General features: G+C 66.9%; 20 protein-coding genes. 10 read left to right on the top strand and 10 right to left on the bottom strand.

The features are described from left to right. Nucleotides 1–163: 163 nt before the first annotated feature. Together ACMZ91_RS20495 and ACMZ91_RS20500 are read right to left on the bottom strand one after the other, a co-directional pair. Complete coding sequence (locus ACMZ91_RS20495) at nucleotides 164–988, bottom strand: helix-turn-helix transcriptional regulator (RefSeq protein ID WP_134951702.1); 825 nt, start codon at nucleotides 986–988, stop codon at nucleotides 164–166. Then, nucleotides 985–1,689 carry a VIT1/CCC1 transporter family protein gene (locus ACMZ91_RS20500; RefSeq protein WP_032129894.1) on the bottom strand — a complete coding sequence of 235 codons (705 nt, stop codon included), beginning with the start codon at nucleotides 1,687–1,689 and terminating at the stop codon, nucleotides 985–987. The genes ACMZ91_RS20495 and ACMZ91_RS20500 overlap by 4 nt, the downstream gene beginning before the upstream one ends. Before the next feature lie 152 nt (nucleotides 1,690–1,841). Here ACMZ91_RS20500 and ACMZ91_RS20505 point away from each other — a divergent pair, with 152 nt between their 5' ends. Then, on the top strand, nucleotides 1,842–3,206 hold the full coding sequence (locus ACMZ91_RS20505; protein WP_032129893.1) for a glutamate--cysteine ligase: 1,365 nt from the start codon (nucleotides 1,842–1,844) through the stop codon (nucleotides 3,204–3,206). Nucleotides 3,207–3,245: 39 nt separating this feature from the next. On the opposite strand, the gene ACMZ91_RS20510 is transcribed toward ACMZ91_RS20505, so the two are convergent. Together ACMZ91_RS20510 and ACMZ91_RS20515 are read right to left on the bottom strand one after the other, a co-directional pair. Continuing rightward, complete coding sequence (locus tag ACMZ91_RS20510) at nucleotides 3,246–4,502, bottom strand: NnrS family protein (RefSeq protein WP_414578400.1); 1,257 nt, start codon at nucleotides 4,500–4,502, stop codon at nucleotides 3,246–3,248. A 116-nt stretch (nucleotides 4,503–4,618) separates the two neighbouring features. Beyond that, entirely contained in the window at nucleotides 4,619–5,677 is a 1,059-nt protein-coding gene (locus ACMZ91_RS20515) for an NAD(P)-dependent alcohol dehydrogenase (protein ID WP_414578402.1), read from the bottom strand. A 107-nt stretch (nucleotides 5,678–5,784) separates the two neighbouring features. Between ACMZ91_RS20515 and ACMZ91_RS20520 the strand changes: the two genes are divergently transcribed. Both ACMZ91_RS20520 and ACMZ91_RS20525 read left to right on the top strand, forming a co-directional pair. Beyond that, nucleotides 5,785–6,669: a LysR family transcriptional regulator gene (locus tag ACMZ91_RS20520; protein WP_049400266.1), complete on the top strand. Its 885-nt coding sequence runs from the start codon at nucleotides 5,785–5,787 to the stop codon at nucleotides 6,667–6,669. 129 nt (nucleotides 6,670–6,798) lie between these two features. After that, nucleotides 6,799–7,461, top strand: coding sequence for an SMI1/KNR4 family protein (locus ACMZ91_RS20525; RefSeq protein WP_414578404.1), 663 nt, complete (start codon nucleotides 6,799–6,801; stop codon nucleotides 7,459–7,461). Nucleotides 7,462–7,512: 51 nt separating this feature from the next. On the opposite strand, the gene ACMZ91_RS20530 is transcribed toward ACMZ91_RS20525, so the two are convergent. After that, the gene (locus ACMZ91_RS20530) at nucleotides 7,513–8,175 is read right to left on the bottom strand and encodes a TetR/AcrR family transcriptional regulator (protein ID WP_071229532.1); all 663 of its coding nucleotides are present in this window, start codon (nucleotides 8,173–8,175) and stop codon (nucleotides 7,513–7,515) included. Nucleotides 8,176–8,250: 75 nt separating this feature from the next. On the opposite strand from ACMZ91_RS20530, the gene ACMZ91_RS20535 reads away from it, so the two are divergent. After that, the gene (locus ACMZ91_RS20535; protein ID WP_414578407.1) at nucleotides 8,251–8,946 is read left to right on the top strand and encodes a DAPG hydrolase family protein; all 696 of its coding nucleotides are present in this window, start codon (nucleotides 8,251–8,253) and stop codon (nucleotides 8,944–8,946) included. Nucleotides 8,947–8,958: 12 nt separating this feature from the next. Here ACMZ91_RS20535 and ACMZ91_RS20540 read toward each other — a convergent pair whose 3' ends face one another. Together ACMZ91_RS20540 and ACMZ91_RS20545 are read right to left on the bottom strand one after the other, a co-directional pair. Further along, nucleotides 8,959–9,375: a VOC family protein gene (locus ACMZ91_RS20540; protein WP_049400262.1), complete on the bottom strand. Its 417-nt coding sequence runs from the start codon at nucleotides 9,373–9,375 to the stop codon at nucleotides 8,959–8,961. Nucleotides 9,376–9,434: 59 nt separating this feature from the next. Beyond that, nucleotides 9,435–10,538 (bottom strand): alkene reductase, encoded by a 1,104-nt coding sequence (locus tag ACMZ91_RS20545; protein WP_414578409.1) that lies wholly within the window; start codon nucleotides 10,536–10,538, stop codon nucleotides 9,435–9,437. 128 nt (nucleotides 10,539–10,666) lie between these two features. On the opposite strand from ACMZ91_RS20545, the gene ACMZ91_RS20550 reads away from it, so the two are divergent. Beyond that, complete coding sequence (locus ACMZ91_RS20550; RefSeq protein ID WP_134951584.1) at nucleotides 10,667–11,572, top strand: LysR family transcriptional regulator; 906 nt, start codon at nucleotides 10,667–10,669, stop codon at nucleotides 11,570–11,572. Between the two features lie 47 nt (nucleotides 11,573–11,619). On the opposite strand, the gene ACMZ91_RS20555 is transcribed toward ACMZ91_RS20550, so the two are convergent. Continuing rightward, nucleotides 11,620–14,709, bottom strand: a complete 3,090-nt coding sequence (locus ACMZ91_RS20555; protein ID WP_121504397.1) for a TonB-dependent receptor domain-containing protein — start codon at nucleotides 14,707–14,709, stop codon at nucleotides 11,620–11,622. Nucleotides 14,710–14,921: 212 nt separating this feature from the next. On the opposite strand from ACMZ91_RS20555, the gene frmR reads away from it, so the two are divergent. The 5 genes from frmR to ACMZ91_RS20580 all read left to right on the top strand — a co-directional run bounded on the left by frmR (nucleotide 14,922) and on the right by ACMZ91_RS20580 (nucleotide 19,270). Further along, nucleotides 14,922–15,197 (top strand): formaldehyde-responsive transcriptional repressor FrmR, encoded by a 276-nt coding sequence (gene frmR / locus ACMZ91_RS20560; protein WP_005411009.1) that lies wholly within the window; start codon nucleotides 14,922–14,924, stop codon nucleotides 15,195–15,197. A gap of 66 nt (nucleotides 15,198–15,263) precedes the next feature. Continuing rightward, nucleotides 15,264–16,373, top strand: a complete 1,110-nt coding sequence (locus tag ACMZ91_RS20565; RefSeq protein ID WP_012512082.1) for an S-(hydroxymethyl)glutathione dehydrogenase/class III alcohol dehydrogenase — start codon at nucleotides 15,264–15,266, stop codon at nucleotides 16,371–16,373. Between the two features lie 8 nt (nucleotides 16,374–16,381). Continuing rightward, nucleotides 16,382–16,741, top strand: coding sequence for a YqcC family protein (locus tag ACMZ91_RS20570; protein ID WP_012512081.1), 360 nt, complete (start codon nucleotides 16,382–16,384; stop codon nucleotides 16,739–16,741). Between the two features lie 63 nt (nucleotides 16,742–16,804). Continuing rightward, entirely contained in the window at nucleotides 16,805–17,635 is an 831-nt protein-coding gene (fghA, locus tag ACMZ91_RS20575; RefSeq protein ID WP_277779165.1) for an S-formylglutathione hydrolase, read from the top strand. 189 nt (nucleotides 17,636–17,824) lie between these two features. Further along, nucleotides 17,825–19,270, top strand: coding sequence for a GGDEF domain-containing protein (locus ACMZ91_RS20580; RefSeq protein ID WP_071229623.1), 1,446 nt, complete (start codon nucleotides 17,825–17,827; stop codon nucleotides 19,268–19,270). A gap of 39 nt (nucleotides 19,271–19,309) precedes the next feature. Here ACMZ91_RS20580 and ACMZ91_RS20585 read toward each other — a convergent pair whose 3' ends face one another. Further along, a complete protein-coding gene (locus tag ACMZ91_RS20585) occupies nucleotides 19,310–19,780 on the bottom strand; it encodes a hypothetical protein (protein ID WP_049400257.1) in 471 nt (156 codons plus the stop codon). A 5-nt stretch (nucleotides 19,781–19,785) separates the two neighbouring features. Beyond that, nucleotides 19,786–20,232 (bottom strand): universal stress protein, encoded by a 447-nt coding sequence (locus ACMZ91_RS20590; RefSeq protein WP_414578303.1) that lies wholly within the window; start codon nucleotides 20,230–20,232, stop codon nucleotides 19,786–19,788. Between the last annotated feature and the right edge of the window lie 70 nt (nucleotides 20,233–20,302).

Genomic DNA, 20,302 nt, shown 5'->3' on the forward strand with positions numbered 1-20,302 from the left:
ACCGTTGGCGCCATGGATGGCGCCATCGAGCCCCCATGGATGGGTTTACGGCGTGTCCTGCCCACCCACACCGCCCCGCCATCCCTCGGATAGCCGCTGTTGCTGTTGCTTCGGACGTTGCTGTTGCCTCTGCGGGTGCAGGGCGCAGCCCTGCCGAACCCCCTCAAATGTCTGTGGGAGCCAGTCCGTATTGCTCGGCGAAGCGCTTGCTGAAGCTCGCCGCAGACCGGTAGCCCGCGCGTGCTGCGACGGTCTTCAATGGCAGGTCCGTGGTGTAGAGCAGCTGCATGCCATGCGCCAGCCGGGCCTCGGTAAGCAGCTGGCGCAGGCTGGTGTCCTCGGCGGCGAGACGACGACGCAGGGTCGCACCGCTCAGCGCGAACTGTTCTTCCACATCACGCGATTGCCAGTCGCGTGCCGGTTCGGCGGCGATGCGGTCGCGGATCTGTTCGCCCAGGCTCGGCGCCTGCGGCAGCAGCAGGTTGCCGTGGCCCTGTCGGCACAGGGTCAGCACCAGCGAGGCCAGGGCCAATCGTGCCTCGCTGTAACGGCCGTCCTGCAGCGATTGCCGCCACTGGCGCAGCACCGGGCCATGGTCGATCAACGGCAGACGTGCCATCGCCTGGCCAGGGGCGGGAAGTTCCTCGCTCCATAGTGTGCGTGCGGCCGCCAGCACTTCGGCACACAGCGGCACGATGGCACTGAGGTAGCGGCCGGTCCCCGGGTCGGGGCTGTTGACCACGTCGATACGGCAGCGCTGTGTCAGCAGCAGGATGTCGCCAGGGATGAATTCCAGCGACTGGTGCGCGGTACGCACCTGCTTGCGGCCTTCCAGCAGGATCGCGAACTGCGGTTGCGGAATCTCCACCGAGCTGGCGCCATGCTCGCGACGGGCGGTGATGCAGGCATAGCCTTCGGCGCGCTCACAGCCCGCCAGACTGGCCATCTCGGCCAGCAGTGCGGTGGCCGGGGGCAGCATGGCGGTCATGTCACGTGTGCGCCGAGCAGGCGACCGACGCCGGCGGCCGCGGCCATCGCCAACGCGCCCCAGAACATCACCCGGATCGCGCCGCGTACCGGCGGTGCGCCGCCGGCCTGGGCCGCCATCGCGCCGGTCAGGCACAGGCCGAGCAGGGTGCTGGCGGTGGTCATCATCGCGACCTTGTCGACCGGCGCGAGCAGCGCGGTCAGCACCGGCAGTGCCGCACCACAGGTGAAGGCGCCGGCCGAGGCCAGCGCTGCCTGCAGCGGGCGCGCGCGCAGGGTATCGGTGATGCCCAGCTCGTCGCGGGCGTGGGCGCCCAGTGCGTCGTGGGCGGTGAGCTGCTCGGCCACCTGCCGCGCCAGCGCCGGCTCCAGGCCGCGGTGGCGGTAGATCGCGGCCAGCTCTTCCAGCTCGCTGTGCGGATCTTCGTGCAGTTCGCGCTTTTCCATCGCCAGGTCGGCGTCTTCGGTGTCGGCCTGGGTCTGCACGGAGACATACTCTCCAGCGGCCATCGACATCGCGCCGGCCACGGTGCCAGCCACGCCGGTGGCCAGAATGGTCGCCGCGGAGGCGCCGCTGGCGGCCACGCCGACCACCAGGCCGGCCACCGAGACGATGCCATCGTTGGCCCCCAGCACGGCGGCACGCAGCCAGCCGACGCGCTCGGAGCGGTGCAGTTCGGGGTGTCGTGAATGGCGGCTCATGGCCCCGAGTGTACGAGGGTCAAGAGGGCGTCGGTAGGATGCTGAAAACCGTCTCCGTCGCATGACGCAACGGGTCGCCACGCTATAGTGCGCCCTTGCGATGGAAGGCCCCGGGCCCCACATCCCCCGCCACTGTCCAGCGAGCCTTCCCCTTGTCGAGCCCCAGCCACGTCGCCGATACACCCATTACCGACCGCTCGCAGCTGGTGGAGGTGATCGCCTCCGGCGAGAAACCCCGCGCGCAGTGGCGCATCGGCACCGAGCACGAGAAGTTCGGGTTCCGCCTGGATGACCTGCGCCCGCCGACCTTCGAGGGCGAGCGCGGCATCGAAGCGCTGCTCAATGGCCTGGTCCGCTTCGGCTGGGAGCCGGTGCAGGAGAACGGCAACACGATCGCCCTGCTGCGCGATGGTGCCTCGGTGACGCTGGAACCTGCCGGTCAGTTGGAACTGTCCGGAGCGGCGCTGGAGACCATCCACCAGACCTGCGTGGAGACCGGCACCCATCTCAACGAAGTGGCACAGGTGGCCGGTGAGCTGCAGCTCGGCTTCCTCGGCATGGGCTTCCAGCCGAAGTGGAAGCGCGATGAAATGCCGTGGATGCCAAAGGGCCGCTACAAGATCATGCGCGCCTACATGCCCAAGGTCGGCTCGCTGGGCCTGGACATGATGACCCGCACCTGCACGGTGCAGGTGAACCTGGATTACGCCACCGAAGCGGACATGGTGAAGAAGTTCCGCGTGTCGCTGGCGCTGCAGCCGATCGCCACCGCGCTGTTTGCCGATTCGCCGTTCACCGAAGGCAAGCCCAACGGCTACCTGAGCTACCGCTCGCACATCTGGACCGACACCGACGCCGACCGCACCGGCATGCTCGACTTCGTGTTCGAGGATGGCTTCGGTTACGAGCGCTATGTCGATTACCTGCTCGACGTGCCGATGTATTTCTCCTACCGCGATGGCATCTACCACGACGCCAGCGGGCAGAGCTTCCGCGATTTCATGCAGGCCAAGCTGCCGGTGCTGCCGGGCGCGCTGCCGACGCTGCGCGACTGGTCGGACCACATGACCACCGCGTTCCCGGAAGTGCGCCTGAAGAAGTATCTGGAAATGCGCGGTGCCGACGGTGGCCCGTGGAGCCGCCTGTGTGCGCTGCCGGCATTCTGGGTGGGCCTGTTGTACGACGACACCGCACTGGATGCGGCCTGGGACCTGGTACGTGATTTCACCCTGGCCGAGCGCCATGCACTGCGCGACGGCGTGCCGAAGCATGCGATGAACCTGCCGTTCCGCACTGGCAGCGTGCGCGACCTGGCCCGTGAAGCGGTGAAGATTTCCGTCGAAGGCCTCAAGCGCCGCGCGGCGCGCAATGCCGACGGCCAGGACGAGAGCAAGTTCCTGGACGTGCTGCAGGAGATCGTCGAGTCCGGCCTGACCCCGGCCGAACGCAAGCTGGCGCTGTTCCATGGCCGCTGGCACGGCGACGTCGATCCGGTGTTCCGCGAATTCGCGTATTGATTCGATTGCGGTAGCGCCGGGCCATGCCCGGCGTCGATGTCAGCCCGGCTTGCCGTCGCGCCGTGGGCTCAGGTAGATCCAGCCCAGCCGTGCCACCCACGGTGCCAGGGCCAGCAACCAGCCGATGGCTGCGGCGAAATGCCACGCATAGGCGTCGGGCATCAGTTCGGCAGCGATGCGCATGGTCGCCACCGCCTGCAGCGCGACGAACGCAAACCAGGCCACTGCCGGCATCACCAGCGGTCGGCCGGAATGGCCCTGGGTGACCCGGGTCACCATCGCCACCAGCAGGCTGCCGAACAGGCCCACGGCGAGGGCATGCAGCGGCGCGCGGCCGAGCAGTTGCGGATGGCCCAGCATCTGGCCGATGTCCTGCAGCAGATACAACGCGAAGCTGATCGGCAGCCACGCCAATGCCAGGAACAGGGCCGCGAGCAGGCCCGGCATCGGCCCGCGTGGCCACCAGTGCCATAGCGCCTGCAGCGACAACATCAGCAGCGGCGCATCGGCCAGCCACAGCAGGTGGTCGACCTGCAACGCGCTCAACAGCAGGCGCAGCATCAGCAGCGCCCACATCGCAGCCAACCAGCGCAGCGGGCGCCACGCCACATAGCCATCCACCACGTTGTTGGCGAAGAACGGGATCATCCGGTGCGCGACGGTGAGGTAGACCGGTAGCAGCAGGCCGAAGGTGCCGAGTGCCACCGTGACTGGCATCAGCGTGGCGTGGCCGCGCCCCACCGCCATGAACAGCAGCAGCCCCAGCCAGCCCAGCAGCAGTGCGGCATAGCAGGCGCGCGCATGCCAGTTGCGGTTGGGACCGGCGGCCTTGAGCACGCGTCCCAGCACGATCAGTCCGGCGCTCCAGCCGGCCAGTGCCAGCAGCAGGCCGGGCCACAGTCCGGGTGTCCACCCGCAGGCGGCGGCAATCAGCAACGCCTGCCCACCAAACAGGCCGATGCCGACCGGCGCATAACGGCTGCGTGGCAGCTCCGGCTGTGCCATCCAGCGCGGGAACACGGTGAGCAGGAAGCCGAAGATGAAACTGGGCAGTACCAGGTACTGCATCAGCAGCGCGTGCAGCCAGGCCGGAGGCAGCGGCGGTGGCTGCGGCGTCCACAACCCGCGCAATGCGCCCAGCCACAACGCCCACCACAGCATTGCCAGCAGCAGGTTGCTGGCGCCGATGAAGAACAGCAGCCGGTGCGGCGCGCGCATCAGCATCGCAGGGGAGGGCAGGCGGGCCATGCAGCGAGTCTGCGCCCGGCTGGTGGCCGGGTCCTTGATCTTCGTCATGCCCAAGGAGGGAGGCAACCGCTTCGCTCGCCGGGCATGGCCCGGCGGACGGGCCGTGCAACGCAAACAAGAAACCCCGGCAGTGCCGGGGTTCTTCGTTCACAGTCGCCGATCGATCAGGCGGCGTTCGTCATCGTCGCCATGTCGATCACGAAGCGGTAGCGCACATCGTTCTTCGCCATGCGCTCCCAGGCTTCGTTGACGTTCTTGATGTCGATCATCTCGACATCGCTGACGATGCCGTGCTCGGCGCAGAAATCCATCATTTCCTGGGTTTCGGCCATGCCGCCGATCGCCGAGCCGGTCAGGTGCTTGCGGCCGAAGATCACGCTGCCGCCGGTCAGCGGCGGATCCAGTTCGGTCAGCACGCCGACCAGGCACATGGTGGCCTCGCGCTTGAGCAGGCCCATGTACGGGTTGGTGTCATGGCCAACCGGAATGGTGTTGAGCAGGAAGTCGAAGCTGCCGGCGTGCGCCTTCATCTGCGCGGCATCGCGCGAGACCAGCACTTCATCGGCGCCCAGGCGCTTGGCATCGGCACCCTTTTCCGGCGTGGTGGTGATCATCACCACGTGCGCGCCGAGGGCCTTGGCGAACTTCACGCCCATGTGGCCGAGGCCACCGAGGCCGATCACGCCGACCTTCTGGCCCGGGCCGACCTTCCAGTGGCGCAGCGGCGACCAGGTGGTGATGCCGGCGCACAGCAGCGGGGCGGCGGCCTTCAGGTCCAGCGTTTCGGACACCTTCACCACGAAGCGCTGTTCGACCACCACGTGGTCGGAATAGCCGCCATACGTCGGCGCGCCGCTTTCGCGCTCACGGCCGTTGTAGGTCCAGGTCGCGCCTTCGGCGCAGTACTGCTCCAGGTCGTGCTCGCAGGCGTCGCAGTGGCGGCATGAGTCGACCATGCAGCCCACGCCGGCGTGGTCGCCCACCTTGAAGCGGGTGACGTTGCTGCCGACCTCGGTGACGCGGCCAATGATCTCGTGGCCCGGCACCATCGGGTAGATCGAGCCACCCCAGTCGTCGCGGGCCTGGTGCAGGTCGGAGTGGCAGATGCCGCTGTAGAGGATCTCGATACGTACATCGTCCGGGCCGACCGCGCGGCGTTCGAACTCGTAGGGGATCAGCGGGTCGGTATGTGAATGGGCGGCGTAACCACGGGCGAGGGACATGGGGAATCCTTGGCAGGGTTTGTCGAAAGGCGCTTTACAATACGCCCCGTACCCAGCGGCAGAAAGCCCGGATATCGGCATGATTCATCAAGTGAAACTGCACAATCATGGCCACTGACAATCTCTCCCACCTGGCCGCGTTCGCCGCAGTCGCCCGCCACCGCAGCTTCCGCCGTGCCGGCGCCGAGCTGGCGCTGTCGACCTCGGCGGTGAGCTATGCGATCCGCGCGCTGGAAGAACGGTTGGGGGTGGGCCTGTTTCATCGCACCACCCGCAGCGTGGCCCTGACCGAAGCCGGGCAGCGCCTGCTGGAGCGCCTGCAGCCGGCCTTGGGGCAGGTGCACGATGCGTTGGAGGAGATGAACCAGTTCCGTGCCGCACCGGCCGGCCTGCTGCGCATCAACGCCACCCGTGCTGCGGTGGCGACACAGCTGGGACCACGGCTGGCGCGCTTCCTGCACGCCCATCCCGACGTGCGGGTGGAGCTGACCGAGAACGACGGCCTGGTCGACATCGTCGCCGAGGGCTACGACGCCGGCGTGCGCCTGCACGAGTTCGTACCCGAGGACATGGTGGCAGTGCCGATGGGGCCACCACTGCGCGGGCTGATTGTCGGATCGCCGGACTACCTGCGGCGGCATCCCGCGCCACAGCATCCGCGCGATCTCGCTGCACACGAATGCATCCGCTTCCGCTTCGCCAGCGGGCATCTGTACAAGTGGCAGTTCGAGCGCGGTGGGCAGGCGCTGGAGATCGACGTGCCCGGACGGCTGACGCTGGGCGAGCAGGGCACCGTGGTCGGCGCGGTACTCGATGGCATCGGCCTGGCCTACGTGCTGGAAGACACCGCGCGGCCCTACATCGAATCAGGGCAGATGGTGGCGGTGCTGGAAGACTGGAGCGAACCGTTCGCCGGCTTCGCGCTGTACTACCCGAAGCAGCGGCAGATGCCCGGTGCGCTGCGTGCGTTCGTGGATATGCTGCGCGAGTGAATCGCGGTGGATGGCGCAGTGCCGTCCAATGACCGGCTCCAACGAGAGCTTTCCGAGTGGATCCGCGCCATGCGGGGATGGCGTTCACCCGCTAGAGTGAGTCTTCTCAACAAAAGGACGTCATTGAGCATGCTCGCCGATCTCGAACAGGCTTCCGGCCAGACCTTCCCGCCGTTGTTCCGCCAGCTGGTGGAAGACAACCGTTTCAGCTGGGGCGAGCAGGGCCCGAACTGGTACCGCACGGTGTTCCCGCAGGTGCAGCCGCAGCCGCCGGTACTGCTGTATGCCAACGACTATGAACCGATCGAGCCGAGCGAACTGCGCGCAGCGTGGGAAGATCTGACTGCCGAAGATCATTACAACCCGCTGCGCGATGACCTGAAACTGCTGCCGTTCGCGCGCACCGGCGCGGGTGATCATTACTGTTTCTGGACCAATGCACCGGGTTCCAGCGAGTCGCCGGTGCTGCTGGTCTGGCATGACGATGATCGCGCCGATCTGCTGGCCGCGAACTTCCAGGACTTCCTGTTCCGCAAGATGGCCGAAGCGGTGGTGGAGCTGGAGGAAGAGGATTCGCTGCTTTCGGAGGGCGATATCGGAACCAATCTGCAGGCTTGGCTCGGTACCCATCGTGGCTGGCTGCGAGGGGACCAGGTAGCGGCGCTGCAGGCGTTGTATGCACGCGTGGAGGACATCACTGCGGGTGAGATCAGTGACGAGGACGTGCAGCCGCTGCTGCAGCTGATCACGTTCGACGGTATCGACAGCGAAATGCCCTACGTGCAGGCGTGACCTGATCCGAAGCGCTGCCTGTAGAACCTCGCCATGCGTGGATGCGGTCTGCTACGGCACCTGCAGTACGGGTGCCAACAATTCCAGGCAATCACGCAGATGCACCTCTACCGGCGCATCCTCGGCCACCACACCGATCACGCGTTCGCGCAGCGGCTCGGCCACGGCCATCGCCAGGATCAGCCGCGCCATGCACGCGGCATCTCCCTCGCGCAGCAGCCCGCGCTGCTGCTGACGCGCCAGCCAGTCGGCCAGCAGCGCACGGCCGCGTTCGATGCCATTGTCCAGATAGGCCTGCAGCAGCGCGTCCTTGCCAGGAAAGTCGGTGGCCAGCAGGCGGAATACCTGCACTGCCTGCGCCGACAGTGCCTGCGCGCACACCGCTTGCAGGATGGCCCGCAGCAACGGCATCACCTCATCGGCGTCGTGCGCATCGCGCTGCAACTGCGGCGCGAAGCCGTCGGTCCACTCGCGCACGGCCAACCCGACCAGTTCTTCGCGGTTGCTGGCGTGGCGGTACACGGTCTTCTTCGCTACCCCGGCGTGCGCCGCCACCGCTTCGATGGTGGTGGCCTCGTAACCCTGTGCCAGCAGCAGCTCCAGCGTGGCCTGCAGCACGGCGTGGCGGACTTCGGCTTCCGGCCGCGCAGGGCGGCCGCGGCGGCGGATTGGTGAGGGTGGCTCGGGCAGGGTGGTGCTGTTCATTGCGCCCATCTTACCGCATTCGGATAATTGCGAAACGAAAAACGTTTCCGTATTGTCAGGTCTCCCGAGATGCAGGAGACCCCGATGGATACCGCTGTGAACGCCCGCGCCTGGCTGGACCACCACGATCTGCTCGCCCCCGCACCGATGCGCTTGGAAACCGGCATCCAGCGCCGCGAAGATGGCACCCTGCTGGTGGCGGTGCGTACCGATCTGCACGGTTGCAAGGGCCGCATGCTGGACTGGTGGTTTACGTTCTTTGAGACCACACAGCACATCCGCTGGTGGCATCCGGTCGATCATGTCGAGCATCGCGGCTGGGACGCGGCCTGGCAGCGCGGACGCAGCTACCACGGTGCCAGCATCCACGCGGTGGAATCGCTGGCCGACATCCCGCCGGTGGCGGCGCGCCTGAAGTTCCATGACCCGCGCACGTTGCTGGTGCCAGAGCGCCTGCAGGCGGCACAGGATGCAGGCGATGTATCGGCAGTGATCGCCGCGCGCATCGGCTTCGGAGATCACGTACGCCTGGATGCAAACGGTGATCCCTGCGACGGGCAGATGCTGCACGTGGCGCGCGATACGCCGTTTGGCTGTGTGCTGCGCAGCCGCTTCGTGCTCGGCCTGGACAGCACCGATCCGCACTGCGATGCCGGCGATGCGGTCGGCCTGGGCCTGCTCAAGCACTGCTACACGGAGTTCAGTTTCCTCTCGCGCCTGCTGCCGTCGCTGTACTACGGTGAGCGCGCCAACGGTGAAGCAGTGCCGTTGCCGTGGTGAACGGCGCGCCGGTCATTCGACCAGCGCGTTGTAGCCTTCGCCGCTGAACTGGATCAGGCAGAAGCCATGCCCGAACGGATCGGCCAGCACGGCGATGCGCCCCCAGCGGCGCTCGCGCACGGACTGCTCAAGCGTCGCCCCGGCCGCAACCGCACGGACCAGTGCGGCTTCGATGTCATCCACCACCCAGTCCAGGTGCAGCGGCGTCCAATGGCGCTCGTAGTCGCGCACGTCGCCATCCTCGGTGGCGGCGCTGCCGGCCTCGTTCTGCAGCAGGTACAGCGGCGTTGGCCCACCGAGCAGCTCCACGGCGCCCGGGCCTAGACGGCGCCCGATGCGCAGGCCGAAGGCTCGGATGTAGAAGTCCTCGGCAGCGGCAAGACCGGGGACATCGAGGTTGACGATGAACGATGCGGTGGGCGTATCCATGGCCAGATCCGGTGGATGCGGGTGGGCAGTGTACGCCCGCGTCCACGCATCGCGTGGCTCTACTGCGCGCGCGGGTAGTCGAGGTAGCCTGCCTCGCCGCCACCGTAATAGGTATTGCGGTCGGGCGTGGCCAGCGCGACGTTGTGCTGCAGGCGTTCGACCAGATCCGGGTTGGCGATGAACGGCTGGCCGAATGCGGCCAGGTCGATGGTGCCGGCCTCGACCAGCTGCAGGGCGCGTTCGCGGGTCATGCCACCGGCCAGGATCAACGTGCCACCGTAGACCTGCTTGAACTGCTGCAGGAACGCCTCGCCCAGCACCGACTGCCCCGCCTGCAGGTTGTCGTTGAGATGCACATAGGCCAGCCCGCGCTTGCCCAGTTCCTCGGCCAGGTACAGATAGGTGGCTTCGTTGTCGGGGTAGAACGGCATGTCGAAGGTGAGGTTGTTCGGTGCCAGGCGTACGCCGATTCGGTGCGCGCCGATGCGCTGGGCCATCGCATCCACCGTCTCCAGGATCAATCGCGCGCGGCTCGGCAGCGAGCCGCCGTAGCGGTCCTCGCGTTCGTTGATGAGCGGGTTGAGGAACTGCTCGAACAGGTAGCCGTTGGCGGCATGCAGTTCGATGCCGTCGAAGCCGGCGGCAATGGCGTTGTCCGCCCCGCGTACGAAGTCGTCGATGATGCCGGGGATCTCTTCGGTGGCCAGCGCACGCGCCGGGGTGGGATCGGCATGGCCGCGGCTGCCGTCGTCCAGATAGACGAACGAGGTGTTCTTCGGTGCGCTGGCCACCGGGCGGGTACCGGCGCTGACCGGTTGTCCGCCCTCAGGCTGCAGCGAGGCATGCGACATGCGGCCGACGTGCCAGAGCTGGGCGAAGATCGTGCCCTGCGCGGCATGCACCGCCTCGGTGACGAGCTTCCACCCGGCCACCTGCTCGGCCGACCAGATACCCGGCACGTCGATGTAGCCCTGGCCCTGCGGCGAGACCGGCGTGCCTTCGCTGATGATCAGGCCGGCGCTGGCACGCTGCCGGTAGTACTGCGCGGTGAGCTCATTGGCGACCGAGCCGGGGTTGCGGGCACGGGTCATCGGGGCCATCGCGATGCGGTTGCGCAGGGCGATGCCTGTCAGGTCGAACGGACGGAACAGGGCGGCGGTCATGTTGGTCATCTCGGTGCGGGGAAGAGCGCCAGCGGCGCGATGCACACAGGATGGAGTTGACATGCGGGCACATAAAGCGCTTCGATCTCCCTTGATGGGGACTATTTGTCCCCAATGGGGTGCGAACGATGCTGCCGCTGGAATCCTTGAATGGCCTGGTGACGTTCGTCACGACCGCACGCTCGGGCAGCTTCACCGAGGCGGCAGACGCGCTGGGCATCTCGCGCTCGGCGGTGGGCAAGGCCATCGCCCGTCTGGAAGCGCGGCTGGGGGTGCGCCTGTTCCATCGCACTACGCGGCGCATCGCACTGACCACTGATGGCGAGGCGTACTACGCCTCCTGTGCGGCGGCGCTGGAAGAAATCTCCGCGGCCGAGGCCTGTCTGGGTTCGGCGGGCCTGCCCAGCGGGCGGCTGCGCATCGACATGCCGTCCTCGTTCGGGCGGCTGGTGGTGCTGCCGGTGCTGCTGCGGTTGTGCCGGCAGTATCCGGACCTGCAGTTGACGATGACCTTCACCGATCACTTCGTCGATCCGGTCGAAGAGGGCATCGACCTGCTGATCCGTTTCGGTGGGCTGCACCAGGCCGAGCACCTGGTCGCGCGCCGGTTGGGGCGCCAGCGCCTGGTCACCTGCGCATCGCCGGAGTACCTTCAGGCGCATGGCGTGCCGCGCACGGTGCAGGAACTGGCGCAGCACCGCAGCATCGTCGGCTTCCGCCACGGGCAACCGATCTGGTGGCGGATCGGCAGCGAGGAGGACGAGGGAACGTTCATTCCCAGTGCGCCCTATCAACTCAATGATGGCGACGCGGTGATCGAAGCGGCCATCGCCGGCCTCGGCATCTGCCAGATGCCCATTTCACTGGTGCGCCGCCATCTTGATTCCGGCGTGCTGCAATCGGTGCTGGACGAACACATGCAGCGGCACATCGACATCCATGCGCTGTGGCCACCGACGCGCCACCTGCGGCCGAAGGTGCGCTACGTGGTGGATGAGCTGACCCGGTTGGCGGAACAAGGTCTGTTTGATTGAGCGGGGCCCGTACACCGGGCCCCGCCTGTGGAAACGCTGCGCCAGGCCTACTTGAAGTTGTAGCGCAGGCTGGCCATGTAGCGACGGCCCAGTGCATCCAGCACATACGGGAACGGCCCGATGTCATCGCCCACGTTGATCACCGACAACGTCACGCGCGCGGCGTCGGTGATGCGGTAGGTGACGTTGGCGTCCCAGGTGGTCCAGCTGTCGCGGTAGAAGTACTGACGGCTTTCCGGGGTATCGGTCATCGTGTACTGGGCGCGGCTGGTGTAGTTGGAGGCCACGCCGTAGTTCCAGTTGCCGATGCGATGCTGGGCGGTCCAACGGAACTGGCGCTTGGGCTCGTTGAAGCTGCCCGCCTGTTCGACGAACGGCACGTCCCGGTTCGCGGCCTGGCCACGGTTCTTCGGCATGTAGCCGTAGAAGTCCAGGTCCAGTACGCCGAAGCGCGACAGGTCCCAACGGTAGCCGACTTCGGCGGTCCAGCCACGGAACATCAGCACCGGGCCGTTGCCATACTCGGTCTTGATGCTGGTAGCCACGCCGGTGTTCGGATCACGCGTCACCAGGCTGCAGAAGCGGTTGGCGTTGGGCACGTTGGCGGCGTTGAAGTCGGCAGTGTCGAAGCAACCGGTGATGATGTCGTTGGCGCTCAGCGACGTGATCACGTTGTTGATCTTGATGTCATACCAGTCGGCGGCGACGCGCAGGCCCGGGATCCATTCCGGCGCGAACACGATGCCGGCCGTCCACGACTTCGCCGTTTCGTTCTGCAGGCGGGTGCTGCCGTTGGTCGAACCCAGCGTATTGGTCGGCTGCTGGCGGAAGGTGTTCGGATCGGCACCCGGGTAGGCGGCGAAGAACGCCTCGCAGTTGCGGCGACGCACCGCCGGATTTGAGCCGCCGCTGATGTTGTCCAGCGAGCACACTTCCGGGATGTTGTAGTAGGCCGGCTGCTGGGTGGTGTAGAGCTCGGCGATGGAGGGCGCGCGCAGTGACTGGGTCTTGTTGCCGCGCAGCTGCAGGCCGGCGATCGGTTCGTATTGGATGCCGTAGGTGAACGCATTGAACGCGCCGGCGACGGAGTTGTCGACGCGGCGGAACTTGGCGGTCAGGTCCAGGCGATGCAGGCCCGGAATATCCCAGTCGGGATTGAACAGCGGTGCCAGCACTTCGGCGAACACTTCATTGGTGTGGTACTTGCCTTCCGCCGCCTGGGTCGGCACTGAGCGGCCCTGGCCCAGGCGCTGGTACTCGCTGGGGGTGAAGGAGCCTTCTTCGCGGCGGTGTTCGAAGCCGGCCGCCGCGGACAGCTCGCCGCCGGGAAGATCGAACAGGCCGCCGGATACCGACGCATTGATGACGGTCTGGCGGGTCTGCGCCTTGGCCACGGTCCGGGTGGAGACATAGTCCAGGGCTTCGCGCGACGCCTGGTTCTCGCCGAACAGATTCAGCGGGCGGCAGTTCGCATCGGCCGTGGTGCCCGGGCGGGTGGCATCACAGATGATGCGCCCGCTGGCGTCGGTGGTGACGTTGATCGCATTGATGAAGTTCTGCTGGATCAGGCCGGTGCCGAGGTAGTCGAAGTCACCGCGGCCGTGGGTGACGCTGGCTTCCCAGTTGAAGCTGCGTTTTCCGACCTCGAAGAAGCCGTTCAGGCCGAGCACCGCACGGGTCAGGCGGGTTTCGGTGCTGGCGTTGTTCATCGACAGGTCGCGCGAAGATCGCGACAGGCGGAACGAGGTGATGCCGTTGTCGGCGAGGATCTTGCGGGTTTCCGCACTGAGGAACGGATTGCTGGCGCTGAAGGTCAGTGCACCGCTGGCGGTACCGCCGCCGTCCAGGCGCGCATTGCCGAAGGACACCGCGTTGTAGACGTTCTGGTCGAGGGTTTCGCGGGCGGTCGCTTCGTATCGCGAAAGTTCGAAGAAGCCGCGCACGTTGTCGGTGAAGTCGAAGCTGCCGGTGGAGAACACCGAGCGTCGTTCGAGGTCGGCGATCAGCGGCACCGTCTCGAACAGGTTCAGGCCGTCACCGCCGGAGGCGTTGCCGCCCGCGTAGCTGGTGCCGGGATTGAACTCGACCAGCTTGCCCTCGTTGTTGAACTGCCACAGTTTGTCTTTGTTCGGGCCGAAGCCAAGGATGTCGCCCAGGCCGTTGCGCGTGTAGCTGCCGGTCGCCGGCATCACCAGGCCACCGAAGGTCATGCTGGCAATGCGCCGGTTGCGGATCCAGACCTGGTCGGGGATACCATCGCGGGGCCCGGTGTTGAACGGAATGCTGCCGTCGATGCGGCCATCATTGGTCGGCCGGCGCAGGGGCTGGGCAGTGGCATTGGCCGCCGTGGGATTGGCCTGCAGGCTGTAGCCCTGGCGGTAGAAATCGCGTTGCAGCGCGTTCACCCCATCGGCGTTGTCCAGTTCCGCCGCCACCACAATGTGGCCACGGCCATCAGCGAAGTCGGTACCGAAGATGGCCGACCAGGAGTAGCGCTCGTTGTCGTTCTTGCTGGTCCTGCCGTAGCCCAGCTCGACTTCGGCACCCTCGAACCGGTCGCGCAGGATGATGTTGTTGACGCCGGAGATCGCATCCGAGCCATAGGTGGGTGCACCGCCAACGCTCAGGCTTTCAATGCGTTGCACCATGACGCTGGGAATGGCGTTCATGTCGACCTGGATGCCCGAGCCGCCGCCGGCTCCGAAGATGGTGGGCGGTGTAGAGGTGACGAAGCGGCGTCCATTGACCAGGGTCAGCAGGCGATTGCTGCCCAGCCCGAACTTGCTGGCGAAGTTGACGCCTGCACCGAAGCCGGCCTGGTCGCCGCGCGAACTGACGCCGGCACTGACCCCGGGAATCCGGGTCAGGGCATCGATGAGGTTGGTGTCGCCATAGTTCTCGATCGATTCACGGCTGACCACCGCGGCGGGCTCGAGCGTGTCGAAACCGGCGCGGTAGATGCGCGAGCCGGTGACGGTCATCCGGTCCAGCTGCACGGGGGTCTTGCTGCTGGCGGGCTCGGCCTTCTGTTCCTGCGTGGCGGCCTGCTGCGCCATGGCCGGTGCGGCGGCCACCAGCACCAATGCCGAACCCAGCGCGACAGACAAGCGACTGCGGGCGAACAACGGTCGGTACATGATTTCTCCCTGGTCACGCCAATGTGACTCAGGGGTAAACGCAGGGGCGAATGCGACACCCTACGTCATGAAAAAGTAACAAATGAATCTATTTATTGTTCATTCATACTCTGGGCTGATCTGTCCCTGGGGCATGCCTCGGCAGCACCAGATGGCTTCATTCGCCTCTCTGTTTATACTATCCCCCAGTATAGTTCCGAGGTGGCCCCGCCATGCCGCACTCCCCCGAAGAGAAGAAGAAGGTCCTGGCCCGCGTGCGCCGTATCCGCGGCCAGTGCGATGCGCTGGATCGCGCGCTGGAAGCCGGTGCCGACTGCGGGCCGGTGCTGCAGCAGATCGCCGCCATCCGTGGCGCGGTCAACGGCCTGATGTCCGAGGTGATGGAGGCCCATCTGCGCGAGGAGTTCGGCCAGCCTGCGGCCTCCGATGAACAGCGCGCCGAACGCGTGCGCGACATGAGCGCGTTGATCCGCTCGTACCTGAAATAAGCATCGGCGCCATATCCCGCCGATCGTCCTGCCATTCCCTTTCCGCCTGATACTGGAGAAGCCACCATGAAGTCCCGTGCCGCCGTCGCCTTTGGTCCCGGCCAGCCGCTGCAGATCGTCGAGATCGACGTCGCCCCGCCGAAGAAGGGCGAGGTGCTGGTCAAGATCACCCACACCGGTGTCTGCCATACCGATGCCTTCACCCTGTCCGGCGATGATCCGGAAGGCCTGTTCCCGGTGGTGCTGGGCCATGAAGGCGCCGGCATCGTGGTGGAGGTCGGTGAGGGCGTGACCAGCGTCAAGCCCGGCGACCACGTGATTCCGCTGTACACCGCCGAGTGTGGCGAGTGCCTGTTCTGCAAGAGCGGCAAGACCAACCTGTGCGTGTCGGTGCGTGCCACCCAGGGCAAGGGCGTGATGCCCGACGGCACCAGCCGCTTCAGCTACAACGGCGAGCCGCTGTACCACTACATGGGTTGCTCGACCTTCAGCGAGTACACCGTGGTGGCCGAAGTCTCGCTGGCGAAGATCAATCCGGACGCGAACCCGGAGCACGTCTGCCTGCTCGGTTGTGGCGTCACCACCGGCATCGGCGCGGTGCACAACACCGCCAAGGTGCAGGAAGGCGACAGCGTGGCGGTGTTCGGCTTGGGTGGCATCGGCCTGGCGGTGATCCAGGGTGCGCGCCAGGCCAAGGCCGGCCGCATCATCGCGGTGGACACCAACCCGTCCAAGTTCGAACTGGCGCGCGAATTCGGCGCCACCGACTGCATCAACCCGAAGGACTACGACAAGCCGATCCAGCAGGTCATCGTCGAGATGACCACCTGGGGCGTGGACCACAGCTTCGAGTGCATCGGCAACGTCAACGTGATGCGCGCGGCGCTGGAATGCGCGCACCGTGGCTGGGGCCAGAGCGTGGTGATCGGCGTGGCCGGTTCGGGCCAGGAGATCTCCACCCGTCCGTTCCAGCTGGTGACCGGGCGCAAGTGGATGGGCACCGCCTTCGGCGGCGTGAAGGGCCGCAGCCAGTTGCCGGGCATGGTGGAGGACGCGATGAAGGGCGATATCGAACTGGCACCGTTCGTCACCCACACCATGGACCTGGACAAGATCAACGAAGCCTTCGACCTGATGCACGAAGGCAAGTCGATCCGGTCGGTGGTTCACTACTGAGCCGCGTCATGGGCTGGCTGGATGCCCTGCGCCGGCCGCGTGCGGAAGACCCGCGCGCGGCCCTGGTGGTTCCGATCGAGCAGGCGTTGCGTGCGCTGGGCTGGGTAGTGGGGGAGGTGGGGCCACCGCGTGCGGTGACCTCGGCCTTCGGCAGCGACGATGGCATGCCGTTCGAGCAGTGGCTTGCGCAGGTATTCCTGCCGCGCCTTCATGAGGCGCGCGCGGCCGGTCAGTGGCCGCCGCGCAGCGATGTGGCCGTGGCGGCCTGGCGCAATCTTGATGGCCAGCCTGGCGTCGAATCGTTGCTGCGCCTGCTGGCGCAGCTGGATGAACGGATCAACAAAGGCATCCACGCCGCGCGTGGATAAGCCGACCAAGGTCGGCATCTACCAGAAGCACGCGTGCGCTGACGCGCCGCGCAGGAGAGCACCATGGAACGTATTGAACACCGCGCCTGTTTCGGCGGCTGGCAGGACGTCTACCGGCATCATTCCACCACGCTGGGCTGCGACATGCAGTTCGCCGTGTACCTGCCGCCGCAGGCGGAAACGCAGAAACTGCCGGTGCTGTACTGGCTGAGCGGGCTGACCTGCACCGAGCAGAACGTCATCACCAAGGCGGGCGCGCAGCGCTACGCGGCCGAGCATGGCGTGATCATCGCCGCGCCCGATACCAGCCCACGCGGCGATGACGTGGCCGATGCCGAGGGCTATGACCTGGGCAAGGGGGCGGGGTTCTACCTCAATGCCACCCGTGCACCGTGGGCGAAGCACTACCGCATGCACGACTACGTGGCGCAGGAACTGCCGGCACTGATCGAGGCGAATTTCCCGGTCACCGATGCGCGCGGCATCAGCGGCCACTCGATGGGCGGTCACGGTGCGCTGGTGATCGCGCTGCGCAACCCGGGGCGCTACCGCAGCGTGTCGGCGTTCTCGCCGATCGTTGCGCCCAGCCACGTGCCGTGGGGGCAGAAGGCCTTCCACGCCTACCTGGGCGACAACCCGGCGGACTGGGCGCAGTGGGATGCCAGCGAACTGGTCGCGGTGGCCACTGAGCGCCTGCCGTTGCTGGTCGACCAGGGCGAGGCGGACGAATTCCTGCAGACCCAGCTGCAACCGCAGCGCCTGCAGCAGGCCTGTGATGCCGCCGGCCATCCGCTGACCCTGCGCCTGCAGCCGGGCTACGACCACAGCTACTACTTCATCGCCAGTTTCATCGGCGAGCACATCGCCCACCACGCCCGCGCCCTGCGCGGCTGACGGCTTTCCGGTAGTGCCGGCCGCTGGCCGGCAACCTGCAGCCCTGTGATTCCCCGGGATTGCCGGCCAGCGGCCGGCACTCCCATGGGGGGGGGGCACGCGACGTGTCGTATTGCCGTATTGGATCACGTGGCCGTGGCGCGGGCGGGGCTATCGTGCGTCCATACGGCCTTGCGGATCGGGGGATGCATGCCGGTAGTGCTGGCGCTGCTGTATGTGCTGTGCCACGGCCTGGTCGTGGCCCTGTGGCCTGGCCCCGCCGGGGTCGGCTCCTTCGTTTTCCTGACCGGCGCCCCGTTGCTGGCGGCGGCCGCCTGCCTGTGGCGGGCCCGCCGCGACCGCGCGGCACTGGGGTGGCGCGCCACGGCATTGGCACTGCTGCTGTGGGCCGGCGGCATGGCGTTCAACATGATCGACGCCTTGGGCGCCGGGCGTGCTGATTTCACCCCGCGCGCAAGCCTGTTCCTTTACGTGCTGTATGGCGTGCCCTTGGTGTTCATCCTGGCGCGGGCACGCCGCGAGCGTCTGAGCATCAGCCTGATCGACGCGGCGATGGCGGCGCTGCTGGGTGTGCTGTTCTTCGTGCACACCGCATCGTTCGCCGCCCGTGTCGACATCGACGCCCATGCGATGTCCAACATGCAGCGCATGTTCGACATCCAGAACCTGTGTATCGCCGCGTTCGCCGTGGTGCGATGGCTGGCCGGCGACGTGCCCGAACGGCGCAGGTTCTTCCGCGCACTGGCGCTGTACGCACTGGCCTATCTGCTGGTGGCCTACTACATCAACCACTACACCTCCGATGATGCATTCGGTGCGTTCAACGATCTGCTGATCGACGTACCTTTTCTGCTGATCGCCTGCCTGGCGCTGGACACGAGGCCGGACACAGGCACCACGGCACACCCGCGGCTGGCGAGGACGGTGCAGGCCGCCGGTCCGATCATCCTGCCATTGCTGCTGCTGGTGGTCGGCACGCTGGTGGTCGATCATGCGCGGCCGTTGGCCGTTGCCGGCTTCGTCGTAGCCACCCTTGGCTTCGGCCTGCGCAGCGTCCTGCTGCAGACCGATCTTCTGGAACGCCAGGCAGCACTGGATCAACTGGCGCGGCAGGATGGCCTGACCGGCGTGGCCAACCGCCGCGAGTTCGACGCACGGCTGACGTCCGAGTGGAATCGCGCACGGCGCAGCGGCACCGAGCTGGGCCTGCTGCTGGTGGATATCGACCACTTCAAGGCCTTCAACGACCAGCACGGCCATCCGGCCGGTGATCGTTGCCTGCAGGCGGTGGCCGGGGTGCTGAAGGCCATAGCCGGTCGCGGTGGTGACAGCGTTGCGCGTTATGGCGGTGAAGAGTTCGCCGTCATCGTGCCCGGAAGCCCGTTGTCGGGCGTGCTGGCGCTGGCCGAGCGGCTGCGCGAAGCGGTCGAAGCGCTGCCATTGCCGGAAGGCCCGGTCAGCATCAGCGTCGGCGTGGGTTACCTGCATCCGCCGGCTCTGGCCAGTGCCGATCAGTTGCTGGCAGACGCCGATGCCGGCCTGTATGCCGCCAAGCGGGCTGGCCGCAACCAGGTGATCCTGCATGCGCACGTGCTGGATGACGAGGGCAGCACGCACGGAACGATGGACTGCTGAGCAGCTCTCTGCATGCGATCACACGGGGGGCGCGACGGCTTATCGCTGCCGCAACCAGCCGGTCGGATCGAGCAGCCTCAGCCCGACCGGTGACAACGAGCGCTGGCGCAACGGCAGGTTTGCCGCCTGCACGGCCATCGCACAGCGCGCCAGCTGCTGGCGCAACGGTGCCAGCGTGTCATCTTCGCGCGGGCGTGCATGCCGCCACTGGGCGATGCGCAGCAGGCAGACCAGCAGGTCCAGTTCGCTGGCCGCGATGAACGGTGAGCCAGCGGGCAGCAGGTCGATCGGGGCGGTGGGCGTGGCCAGCAGCGGCAGCAGGCCGACGAACGCGTCGCAGCCTTCGGGATCAATACCGAGGCTGCTCAGCTGGGCGAGTCCATCGGCCTGTTGATCAGGATCGTGCAGCTGGCGTATCGCCGCCAGCAGTGCCTGTTCGCCGCGGCCGAACTGGCGGCCGAAGGCGCGGTAGTTGACGCGGGTGGGAAACAACGGGGAACGGGAGGCCATGGTTGCTAGGGTTGTGGGTCGCGGGTTTCCACCAGCACGGGACAGGGCGCGTGGTCGATGGTCCATTGCCCGATCGAGGGTTCGAACAGGCGTTCCAGGCGGGACAGGTGGCGGTGGCCGATGACGATCAGGTCGCACTTCAGGCGCCGGGCCTGCTCGCTGATCACTTCGCCCGGGTCACCCGAGGGAATCTGCGCGATGGCGTCGACGCCGCGCTCGCGCAGCTCGGCCAGGGCTTCGGCCAGCACCGCTTCGGCCCGCGAGCGCTGGCGGGCGGCTTCCGGGTACTCGATGCGGTTGGCTTCGCTGGCATCGGCCGCCAGCGCGAATTCGGGGTCGAGCACGCACAGCAGGTGCAGGCGGCTGTGGGGGCCGGCGATGGCTGCGGCCAGGTCCAGCACGCGTGCGTGCTGGGGGCCACCGTCCAGGGCGACCAGCAGGGTATTGAACATGGATGTCTCCTTGGCAGGCCGGGGATGGTCGCCGATGTCACTGCGCGCACCCATGCCGTGCGCGGCAGTC

The organism is Stenotrophomonas sp. FR024 (assembly GCF_047500745.2).
Classification (GTDB): domain Bacteria; phylum Pseudomonadota; class Gammaproteobacteria; order Xanthomonadales; family Xanthomonadaceae; genus Stenotrophomonas; species Stenotrophomonas maltophilia_A.

Bases quoted from the DNA above. Each gene is read 5' to 3' on its own strand.
- ACMZ91_RS20495 (WP_134951702.1), bottom strand. From the start codon at position 988: ATGACCGCCATGCTGCCCCCGGCCACCGCACTGCTGGCCGAGATGGCC.
- ACMZ91_RS20500 (WP_032129894.1), bottom strand. From the start codon at position 1,689: ATGAGCCGCCATTCACGACACCCCGAACTGCACCGCTCCGAGCGCGTC.
- ACMZ91_RS20510 (WP_414578400.1), bottom strand. From the start codon at position 4,502: ATGACGAAGATCAAGGACCCGGCCACCAGCCGGGCGCAGACTCGCTGC.
- ACMZ91_RS20515 (WP_414578402.1), bottom strand. From the start codon at position 5,677: ATGTCCCTCGCCCGTGGTTACGCCGCCCATTCACATACCGACCCGCTG.
- ACMZ91_RS20520 (WP_049400266.1), top strand. From the start codon at position 5,785: ATGGCCACTGACAATCTCTCCCACCTGGCCGCGTTCGCCGCAGTCGCC.
- ACMZ91_RS20525 (WP_414578404.1), top strand. From the start codon at position 6,799: ATGCTCGCCGATCTCGAACAGGCTTCCGGCCAGACCTTCCCGCCGTTG.
- ACMZ91_RS20530 (WP_071229532.1), bottom strand. From the start codon at position 8,175: ATGGGCGCAATGAACAGCACCACCCTGCCCGAGCCACCCTCACCAATC.
- ACMZ91_RS20535 (WP_414578407.1), top strand. From the start codon at position 8,251: ATGGATACCGCTGTGAACGCCCGCGCCTGGCTGGACCACCACGATCTG.
- ACMZ91_RS20540 (WP_049400262.1), bottom strand. From the start codon at position 9,375: ATGGATACGCCCACCGCATCGTTCATCGTCAACCTCGATGTCCCCGGT.
- ACMZ91_RS20545 (WP_414578409.1), bottom strand. From the start codon at position 10,538: ATGACCGCCGCCCTGTTCCGTCCGTTCGACCTGACAGGCATCGCCCTG.
- ACMZ91_RS20550 (WP_134951584.1), top strand. From the start codon at position 10,667: ATGCTGCCGCTGGAATCCTTGAATGGCCTGGTGACGTTCGTCACGACC.
- ACMZ91_RS20555 (WP_121504397.1), bottom strand. From the start codon at position 14,709: ATGTACCGACCGTTGTTCGCCCGCAGTCGCTTGTCTGTCGCGCTGGGT.
- frmR (WP_005411009.1), top strand. From the start codon at position 14,922: ATGCCGCACTCCCCCGAAGAGAAGAAGAAGGTCCTGGCCCGCGTGCGC.
- ACMZ91_RS20565 (WP_012512082.1), top strand. From the start codon at position 15,264: ATGAAGTCCCGTGCCGCCGTCGCCTTTGGTCCCGGCCAGCCGCTGCAG.
- ACMZ91_RS20570 (WP_012512081.1), top strand. From the start codon at position 16,382: ATGGGCTGGCTGGATGCCCTGCGCCGGCCGCGTGCGGAAGACCCGCGC.
- fghA (WP_277779165.1), top strand. From the start codon at position 16,805: ATGGAACGTATTGAACACCGCGCCTGTTTCGGCGGCTGGCAGGACGTC.
- ACMZ91_RS20580 (WP_071229623.1), top strand. From the start codon at position 17,825: ATGCCGGTAGTGCTGGCGCTGCTGTATGTGCTGTGCCACGGCCTGGTC.
- ACMZ91_RS20585 (WP_049400257.1), bottom strand. From the start codon at position 19,780: ATGGCCTCCCGTTCCCCGTTGTTTCCCACCCGCGTCAACTACCGCGCC.
- ACMZ91_RS20590 (WP_414578303.1), bottom strand. From the start codon at position 20,232: ATGTTCAATACCCTGCTGGTCGCCCTGGACGGTGGCCCCCAGCACGCA.